The organism is Chelativorans petroleitrophicus, from assembly GCF_025398195.1.
GTDB classification, from domain to species: Bacteria; Pseudomonadota; Alphaproteobacteria; order Rhizobiales; family Rhizobiaceae; genus Chelativorans; species Chelativorans petroleitrophicus.
Genome location: NZ_JAODNV010000011.1, coordinates 178,394 through 187,496 on the forward strand (window position 1 = coordinate 178,394; position 9,103 = coordinate 187,496).

A 9,103-nucleotide genomic window follows, 5' to 3' on the forward strand; every position below is an offset into this window, starting at 1 on the left:
CGTGACGAAGGGTGAATGAATCAGCTTCGCCGTGGAGGGCTAAATTCCCCTAATCGCTACTCCCTATTCGCTCCCTCCTCATCCCCTCTCCTTCAACACCCTCGCCTTCTCCCTCGCCCAGTCGCGGCGCTTCACGGTCTCGCGTTTGTCGTGCAGCTTTTTGCCGCGGGCGACGGCGAGCTGCAGCTTGGCAAGGCCCCGCTCGTTGAAATAGAGCCGCAAGGGCACCATGGTCATGCCCTCGCGCTCGACCGCCTGGGCTAGCCGGGCAAGCTCTCTCTTGGAAACGAGCAGCTTGCGGCGGCGGCGGGGCTCATGGTTGAAACGGTTGCCGGCCGAATATTCGGGCACGTAGGAATTGATCAGCCAGAGCTCGCCGCCTTCCACCGAGGCGTAGGACTCCTGAATGTTGGCCTGCCCCTCGCGCAGCGACTTGACCTCCGTGCCGGTGAGCACGATGCCCGCCTCGAGCGTATCGACGATCTCGTAGGCGAAGCGCGCCTTGCGGTTATCCGCGATCGTGCGGCTGTTCGGGTTCTTGTCCTTTGCCATGGGGGAAAAAGGTGGCGGGCCCGGATCAGCCGATGATCCCGGCGCTCTTCATCGCCGCGTCGATCTTCTCCGCCGTGGCCGCCGACACCGGCACGAGCGGCAGGCGCACGACATTTTCCACCTTGCCGAGACGCGATAGAGCGTATTTCGCGCCGCAAAGCCCCGCTTCGAGGAACAGCGCCTTGTGTAACGGCATCAGCCGGTCCTGCAGATCCAATGCCTTTTCCCGGTCGCCGCCGAGCGAGGCGGCCTGGAATTCCGCACACAGACGCGGAGCCACATTGGCCGTCACCGAGATGCAGCCCACCCCGCCATGGGCATTGAAACCGAGGGCGGAAGCATCCTCGCCGGAAAGCTGGATAAAGTCCTTGCCACAGGCAAGACGCTGTTCGGATGCGCGGTCCACCTTCGCGGTGGCGTCCTTGACGCCGACGATGTTCTTGAAGTCTGCGGCGAGCCGGCCCATCGTCTCCGGCAGCATGTCGATGACCGAACGCGGCGGGATGTTGTAGATGATGATCGGCAAGCTCGTGGAGCGCGCAACGGCGGCGAAGTGCTCGTAAAGCCCGGCCTGGTTCGGCTTGTTGTAATAGGGCGTCACCACGAGGACGCCGTCGGCGCCCACCTTCTCCGCATGTTCCACGAAGGCGATGGCCTCCCGCGTGGAGTTGGAGCCTGCGCCCGCGATCACCGGCACACGACCCGCCGCCGCCTCCACGCAAAGCCGCACGACCTCATAGTGCTCCTCATGGCTGAGCGTCGGCGATTCGCCGGTCGTGCCCACGGGAACGAGGCCGTTCGACCCCTCGGTGATTTGCCATTCGATCAGCGCGGTGAACGCGTCCCTGTCCAGGCTTCCATCCTGACGGAACGGCGTTACGAGCGCGGTGATGGAGCCCCTGAACATACCCGATTCACTCCCGAATTCCTTCAATGCCATTTGGCTCAGGGCGCTTCTATCCGATCGCTGCGCGCCGTGCCATAGGCTTTCGCGGGAATTGACCTTAGAGTCGCCACGATGGCCGCGCAACAACAAGAAGGGGAAGATCGGCGGCAAGCGGCAGCGCCCCCCACAGGCCTGCCGGGCATCCGCGAAGCGGAAGACGGTGGCATCGGACGGAATCTCTCGATGAGGAAAGCGGCACTCACGGTTCTCGCCTTCACGCTTGGCGACCTCACCGTGCCGGCGCAGGCGGTCGAGCTGCCCGCCACCGCCCCTTTGCCGCAGGCACGCCCCTCCCCCGTGGCGGACACGGCAGCGCTAACCGCTTTCGCGCCGTTTGCGACCAGAAACCTGCCCTTTGGAGAGGTTGCGCCCCTCAAGACCGGGCTCAGCCTCCTCTCGGCCGGCGACATAGCGGCAGCCAGGGCGCTCTGCGACGAACTGCCCCCGGGCTCGCTGGAGCGGCGCATCATTGCCTGGGCCATCGCTCTTTCGGGCGCGCCTTCCGTAAGCAGCCGGGAGATCACCCGGACCATGGAGATGCTGCCCGATTGGCCGGGGCTGGAACGGCTCGCGGCCAATCGCGAACGCGCGCTCTACCGCGAGCATGCGCCCGCGCGCGAAGTACTGACCATCTTCGAGGACGCGCAGCCAGTCACCTTCGAGGGCAAAATGGCGCTTGCACGCGCCTTGATGGAAACGGGTAACAAGGAGACGGCGCGCGCCGTCATCGCGCCCGTTTGGCGCGAGGAAAAGTTGGAGGCGCGGCAGGAATCAGCACTGCTTGCGGCCTTCGGATCTCTCCTGTCCAAGGCGGACCACCGCCACCGCGTGGAAGCGATGCTTTACGCCGAACGTGTGCGCACGGCCGAACGTGCTGCGGATAAGGCGGGCGCGGAGGCACTGACAAAGGCCTGGGCCGCCGTGATCCGCGACGCGGGGAATGCAGCCAAACTTCTGGAAGCCGTTCCGGAGGAGGAACGATCCGCCGGCTGGCACTTTGCTAAGGCCAGGCATTTGCGGCGCAAGGGAGAATATTTGCAGGCGGCAAAGGTACTGCTCGCCGCTCCCCGCTCGGCATCCGCGCAGATCGACACCGACACATGGTGGTTCGAGCGACGCGTACTCTCACGTGAGCTCCTCGACATCGGCGAAGCCGCGCTTGCTTATCGCGTCGCCGCGGAGCATTCGAGCGAAAGCGCCGTCAGCATCGCGGATGCCGAGTTCCATGCGGGCTGGTACGCGCTGCGGAGCCTGGGCAAACCTGAAACCGCCGCGCGCCATTTCGCCCGCATTCTGACCGTGGCGGACGGGCCGATCTCCCGGGCGCGCGCTTTCTACTGGCTGGGCCGCGCGGCCGAGGCCGGCGGGCCGGGAGAGGCGGAAGCCTTTTACGCGCAGGCGGCAGGTTACCCCGCGACTTTCTATGGCCAGCTCGCCACCGCACGGCTCGGCCGCGACACCCTCGCGCTTGCCACGCCGGAGCCCGCTACACTTGATCGCAGGAATTTCGGTGCGCGTGAGGCGGTGCATGCGATCCGCCGTCTGGAGCATGCCGGTTACGAGAGATATGCGAACATCCTCTACCGGGATCTGGCGGCAGAGCTTTCCAGCCGCGGCGAGCTTGCGCTTCTGACCGGCATGGCGGAAGAGCGTGGCGAACATCATCTGGCGCTAAGCATCGCCAAGATCGCCGCAGCGCGCGGGATTGATGTCGGCGCGCTCGCCCACCCGCTGGGCGCCATTCCCGATCATGCCGCCATCGCCGGTGACGGCAAGGCCCTTGCCTATGCCATCGCGCGCCAGGAAAGCGCGTTCAACGCGGCAGCCGTCTCCAGCGCCGGGGCGCGCGGCCTGCTCCAGCTCATGCCGGCGACGGCCAGGGCCATGGCGAAGAAGAGCGGGCTTGACTGGTCGCCCGCCCGCCTGACTTCGGACGCAGGCTACAACGCGGCACTTGGCGCGGCCTATCTTGCCGAACAGCTCGACCGCTTCGGCGGCTCCTACATCCTCACCTTCATCGGCTACAATGCGGGTCCGCGCCGGGCCGAGAACTGGATCGCGCGCTATGGCGACCCGCGCGGCAAGCCGGTGGAGGAGATTGTGGACTGGATCGAGCGCATCCCCTTCACGGAGACGCGCAACTATGTCCAGCGCGTTATGGAAAATCTGCAGGTCTACAGGATGCGGCTGACCGGCCGCTTCGACATCGAAGGCGATCTGGCCACGGGCGGGTAGCGCGAATCGGAGACGATAACTGACGACCGCGACTGCCTCCGTTTCCCAGGAAAGTTTCCGGCGCTCAAAGCGCGCAGCCTTCTCCTTGCGCGCAACAAAAGAAAAACCCGGCGGACAAGCCGCCGGGTTCATCAGGTTTCTTCAACCGGGATTAGAAGGTGCGGTCGAAGCGCAGGAAGCCGGTCCAGCCATCTGCATCGACGGGGCCGCCATCCGCGTTGACATAGTTGACCGCCAGCTTCGCGTTGAAGTTCTGAACGATCTGGTAGTCGAGCGTCACGCCTGCACGCAGGACGTCAACTTCATACCCCAAACCGCGATCGCCAAGATGGCCGGCGTCGCTGAAGTACTGGGCACCAATCGACCCCTTGAACTTCGGCGTGAACCGCGCGCCAATCAAGCCGCCAGCAGACCATTCTGCACCGATACCAGCGAACGCCGGCAGAACAACGGGAACGCCAACGCCGTTATATGGATCGACCGAATAGAAGCTCGGGCCACTCTCGTAGGTGGCGATACCTTCGAGGAAGATCGTTTCGGTGAGGTTAGCCGTCACGATAGCCTTGACAGCGAACTCCTCGGCCGTAGCGTCATAAGCACCCCACAGGTTGGCGCCGCCCCAGCCCTGAGAGAAGCCGATCTTGCCGACCACATTCGGTGTGTAGTCGTAGTCGCGATCCGCCTCTTCCAGAGCAACGGCAAGCTGAACGCCCTGAGCAGCGTCGAAGGTGTAACGGAGGAAGTGGACGCGGGCGCCGCCGCCACGGTCGAATTCGCCTGAAATGCCGGCGTCATAGAGCGTGTCGGTGAGACCCATGGAAAGGCCGCCGAGCTCGATGATGGCGTCCTGAACGAAGGCATGATAATCACCCAGACCATTCGAAAGCATTTCACCTTCATTCACGCCCGGTGCCATAGTGGGAGCCCGCATAGTGGAGTCCGCCCGCAGCCGAATATAGCCGCGCAGCGTGCCGTATTCGGTCTCGGAGCGGGCATCGAGGGTCACCTCAGCGCGGGCGAGGGTATTCCAACCATGGTCCGTGTCACGAGGATCGAATTCATCGGGATCGTGAGCGCCGATCTCAAAGCGCACCAGACCACCGACCTTCAGGCAGGTCTCCGTCCCCGGAATGTAGAAGAAGCCGGCGCCATAGACGTCGCAGACACGCACATATTCCATCGGTTCCGGCTCGGGAACCACGATCGCGTCGGCCGCCTGGGCAGCCGAAGCGCCGGCCACCGCCGCCGCCGCTGAGCCGATGAGAAGGCTCTTGATGTTCATTTTCTGACCTCCAGTCAAAGTTCTAAAGTAGGGTCTGGGTATCTTTTGCTGAAGGACAGCGTTCCCTGCCCCATCCCCAATGTGTGAGAAAGTTGCGCCCCCGGCGCTCCTTGCTCGTGTTCGACATTACCGATGGAGCGGCGGTGATCAACATCGTTTGCGGCAGGCTCGCCGCGGATCGCGTGCTATAGGCATAAGCTGTTGCACAAAAGCCACGATCAGGAGGGTCGTATTTGCCTTTCGTTAAGGATAGCCGGCCGGCGCTGTGGATTTTCGCCGCCCGTTCCGCCTGCTTAGAGCCTACGGCGGCCACGAATCATACCTGCACCGCCGGTCCTGCCACTCGTTCTCGAATCGGCCTCCACCGCCATCCGCCTTGCGATAGTGGCGGGGGAGATTGATGGTCTAATAAGGGCGCGAACGGAGGGGACTTTGCCGGATGTCTCAACCGGAGAATGGCTCTGGGCTGTCAGCCGGTGGCGGCGATCGCGTCCAGAATCAGTTCGGCCGCATTGCCGTCGCCATAGGGGCTGGCATCAGCGCCAGGGCCGGACGCCAGCGCCGCCTCGGCCGCGGCCAGTATGGCCTGGCGGGAGATGCTTTCGGGCAGACGGTTCCAGCCCATCTCCACCAGCTCCACCCACTCGGTCTCCTCGCGGACGGTCACGCAGGGCACGCGGTGGAAATAGGCTTCCTTCTGCAGCCCGCCTGAATCGGTGACCACCAGCCGCGCGTCGGCCAGCAGCGTCGCCATGTCGAAAAAGCCGATCGGATCGATGGCGCGAATCGCCGCCAGGTGACCGCTCAGCCTCTGCGCCTCAACCGCCTTGGCCGTGCGGGGATGAAGCGGCAGGACGACCGGCATCCGGCGCGACAGTTCGCCAAGCGCCGTAAGAATCGCCTCCAGCCTCTGCGGATCGTCCGTGTTTTCCTGGCGATGCAAGGTGGCCACGGCATAGCCGCCGCGCGGCAACGCAAGATCGTCCACGATCACCGTGCGGCTCACCGTCCCGTCTATGATCAGGCGGGAGACATCGTACATGACGTCGCCAACGCAGTGCACGCTGGCGGGATCGACGCCCTCGCGCTTCAGGTTCTCCACGGCCGTCTGCGTGGGCGCGAAGAGCCAGCGGCTCACATGATCCGTCAGCACGCGGTTGATCTCTTCGGGCATGCGCCTGTTGAAGGAGCGCAGACCCGCCTCGACATGGGCGACAGGGATATGCAGCTTGGCGGCGGCCAGTGCCCCGGCCAGCGTCGAGTTGGTGTCGCCGTAGACGAGGCAGATGTCGGGCGCCTCCTCCTTCAACGCGCGCTCGATCTCGATAAGCTGCCGGCCCGTCATTTCCGCATGGGAGCCGCCGCCCAGATTGAAGCGGTATTTGGGCTGCGGCAGCTTTAGGTCGCGGAAGAAGACCTCGGACATGTTGTCGTCGTAGTGCTGGCCGGTGTGCAGCAGCACCTCTTCCATGTCATCGCGCCTGGCCACGGCAGCCGAAATGGCAATGGCCTTGATGAATTGCGGCCGCGCCCCCACGACGGTCAGGACCTTCATTGGCTCTTTCCGTTCCGCCTCATCCGGCTGAGCGCGCGCACGACTTAGCCCAGGACCGCCTCAATGATGTGATCCTGGGTTTCCAGGGGAAGATAGGCATGCATGGGCAGGCTCACGACCCGGCCCGAAAGCTCCTCGCTGACGGGAAGACCCTGCGGGTCCCGCGGGAAGGCGCTGTAGGCCGTCTGCAGGTGAAGCGGGAGAGGATAGTAGACCACCGTAGGGACGCCCGCGGCCTTCGCTCGCGCCTGGAGCGCCTCCCTCTCCTCTTTCGACGCTGTCTTTATCGTATATTGCGCCCAGATGCTCACCAGCCCTTCCGGGACGACCGGGGTTTCGAAACGGCCCGAGAGCGCGGCCGTGTAGCGCGCCGCCACGCCCTGGCGCTGCTCGATCTCCTCGGCATAGATCGAAAGCTTCTCAAGAAGGATCGCCGCTTGGATCGTGTCCAGCCTGCTGTTGAGGCCGATACGGACATTCGAATATTTGTGCTCGCCCTGTCCGTGATTGCGGAACGACTTGAGCAGCGCGGCCACCTCGTCGCTGTCGGTGAAGACAGCACCGCCATCCCCGTAGCAGCCGAGCGGCTTGGCGGGGAAGAAGGAGGTGGTCGTGATGTCGCAAATCGCCCCGGTGGTGCGGCCATGATAGGAGCCGCCGAAGCCCTGCGCACTGTCGCCGATCACCTTCAGGCCATGCTCCCGCGCGATGGGGATCAGCGCATCATAGTCGGCCGGCAGGCCGAAAAGATCGACGGGAATCACGACCCGCGGATTGAGGCCCTGCGACCTGGCGTGAGCAATCGCCCGCTCGAGGCTCCGCGGATCCATGTTGAACGTGTCGGGCAGGCAGTCCACGAAAACCGGCGTGGCGTTCACCAGCGGCACGACCTCCGCCGTCGCGGCGAAGGTGAAGGAAGGGACGAAGACCGCATCGCCCGCTTTGACGCCCAACGCCATGAGGGCAAGCTGCAGCGCATCCGTGCCGTTGGCGCAGGTCAGGCAATGCCGCGCGCCGCAGAATTCGGCCAGCCGCTCCTCCAGAAGGGAGACTTCCTGCCCGAAAATATATTGCCCCCCGTCGAGCACGCGGGCGATGGCAGCATCAAGCGCAGGGCGCAGGCGCGCCTGCTGGGCGGCAAGATCAATGAAGGGTATCTGCATGAACGCGGTTCCTTGGCTGGGAGGCTGGCCCGGATGAGGCTTTAGGACATAGACAAAGGGAAATTGTGTAGCAACGGGGTGATGCTTTAAGAAATGAGAGGAGCGGCCCCTTTCTCGGCCATTCCGTGTGCTGGCAAAGGCGGACGAAGATCGGAAATATGGCAAAACGAATTCTCATAACTGGGGCCACCGGGTTTGTCGGGCGACGGCTTGTCTCCCGCCTAGTAGAGGAAGGCTGGCATCTTACGTTGACCGTTCGCACTTCCGGTACCGCTGCCGCGTGGCGGCGGGATAATTTGAGGATCATCGAAACAGGTCCTCTTGAGCAGAGCCAAAATCTTGATCTGGCACTTGCCGATGTTTCGAGCGTTGTCCATCTGGCTGGTCTGGCCCATCGTGGCGACGCAAGCGAAACCGACTTCATGCGTGCCAACGCAGAGGCAACCAGCCAGCTTGCGGATGCAGCGGCGGCGAACGGCGTCAGCGCCTTTATCCATCTCAGCAGCCTTGCTGCGGTGACGGAGAACGCCGCGTCGGAAACAGTGAATGACAACACAAACCACGAGCCAACGACACCCTACGGCAGCTCAAAGCGCCTGGCCGAACAGCACGTACTTACTTTGCCCGCACGAGGCATCTTCGCGATTTCCTTGCGTCCGCCCTTGATCGTTGGGGCAGAGGCGAAAGGGAATTGGGCCGCCCTCCAGAGGCTGGCCGCTACCGGATTCCCTCTGCCCTTCGGGGGCGTGAACAACAGGCGGTCAATGATCGGGATTGATACTTTGGTGGAGGCGATCGTTCACCTTTGCTCGAAAACCTGGCCGATCGAGAAATCGGGAAACTATTGCATTGCCGATCCCGAGTCTTTATCGCTGGCCGAAGTCGTTGCGGAGCTTCGCAAAGGCATGGGCTTATCGCCGCGTCTATTCTCCGTGCCTGATGTTATTCTGCGCACTGCAGCCAATCGTGTTCTAAAGCGCAGGGCTGCAGGATTGCTGGGGAGCCTCGAAGTGGACGCTCATCGGTTTGCAAAGCAGTTCGATTTTCCCCTGAAGCCTCGTTTGCGCGAAGATATTCGCCGCTCCGGGCAGGAATACCGCCAATTACGCCAGGCTGAAAAGGCCACACCCACCTGAGATGACAAAGCGGGCTTTCGATCTCGTTCTCGCCTTAGCGAGCTTGCCTCTGGCGCTGCCCATTATTGCCATTTGCGCGGCGGCAGTGAAGCTCACCTCGCCCGGCCCAGCCATATTGCGGCAGGTGCGCGTTGGCCGTCATGAAAAGCCTTTCATCTGGACTCCTCGAATTACCTCGCGTTTTCGGCTGAGATTTGATTCCATCTGGGAGCTGATTTGCATGGAGATGGTGGA

At 63.4% G+C, this 9,103-nt stretch carries 8 protein-coding genes; 3 read left to right on the top strand and 5 right to left on the bottom strand.

The window, feature by feature from the left end; genetic code table 11:
* Positions 1 to 78: 78 nt before the first annotated feature.
* Positions 79 to 552 (bottom strand): SsrA-binding protein SmpB, encoded by a 474-nt coding sequence (smpB, locus tag NYR54_RS11565; RefSeq protein WP_261515808.1) that lies wholly within the window; start codon positions 550 to 552, stop codon positions 79 to 81.
* A gap of 25 nt (positions 553 to 577) precedes the next feature.
* Complete coding sequence (gene dapA / locus NYR54_RS11570; RefSeq protein ID WP_261515809.1) at positions 578 to 1,459, bottom strand: 4-hydroxy-tetrahydrodipicolinate synthase; 882 nt, start codon at positions 1,457 to 1,459, stop codon at positions 578 to 580.
* Between the two features lie 222 nt (positions 1,460 to 1,681).
* Here dapA and NYR54_RS11575 point away from each other — a divergent pair, with 222 nt between their 5' ends.
* Positions 1,682 to 3,733: a lytic transglycosylase domain-containing protein gene (locus NYR54_RS11575; RefSeq protein ID WP_261515810.1), complete on the top strand. Its 2,052-nt coding sequence runs from the start codon at positions 1,682 to 1,684 to the stop codon at positions 3,731 to 3,733.
* A gap of 151 nt (positions 3,734 to 3,884) precedes the next feature.
* Here NYR54_RS11575 and NYR54_RS11580 read toward each other — a convergent pair whose 3' ends face one another.
* The 3 genes from NYR54_RS11580 to NYR54_RS11590 form a co-directional block, all read right to left on the bottom strand.
* Positions 3,885 to 5,015: a porin gene (locus NYR54_RS11580; RefSeq protein ID WP_261515811.1), complete on the bottom strand. Its 1,131-nt coding sequence runs from the start codon at positions 5,013 to 5,015 to the stop codon at positions 3,885 to 3,887.
* A 469-nt stretch (positions 5,016 to 5,484) separates the two neighbouring features.
* Positions 5,485 to 6,570 (bottom strand): non-hydrolyzing UDP-N-acetylglucosamine 2-epimerase, encoded by a 1,086-nt coding sequence (gene wecB, locus NYR54_RS11585; protein WP_261515812.1) that lies wholly within the window; start codon positions 6,568 to 6,570, stop codon positions 5,485 to 5,487.
* Between the two features lie 44 nt (positions 6,571 to 6,614).
* Positions 6,615 to 7,733 carry a DegT/DnrJ/EryC1/StrS family aminotransferase gene (locus tag NYR54_RS11590; protein WP_261515813.1) on the bottom strand — a complete coding sequence of 373 codons (1,119 nt, stop codon included), beginning with the start codon at positions 7,731 to 7,733 and terminating at the stop codon, positions 6,615 to 6,617.
* A gap of 158 nt (positions 7,734 to 7,891) precedes the next feature.
* Here NYR54_RS11590 and NYR54_RS11595 point away from each other — a divergent pair, with 158 nt between their 5' ends.
* Positions 7,892 to 8,869 (top strand): NAD-dependent epimerase/dehydratase family protein, encoded by a 978-nt coding sequence (locus tag NYR54_RS11595; protein ID WP_261515814.1) that lies wholly within the window; start codon positions 7,892 to 7,894, stop codon positions 8,867 to 8,869.
* Position 8,870: 1 nt separating this feature from the next.
* The coding region (locus NYR54_RS11600) for a sugar transferase (protein WP_261515815.1) at positions 8,871 to 9,103 on the top strand (233 nt) is incomplete at its 3' end.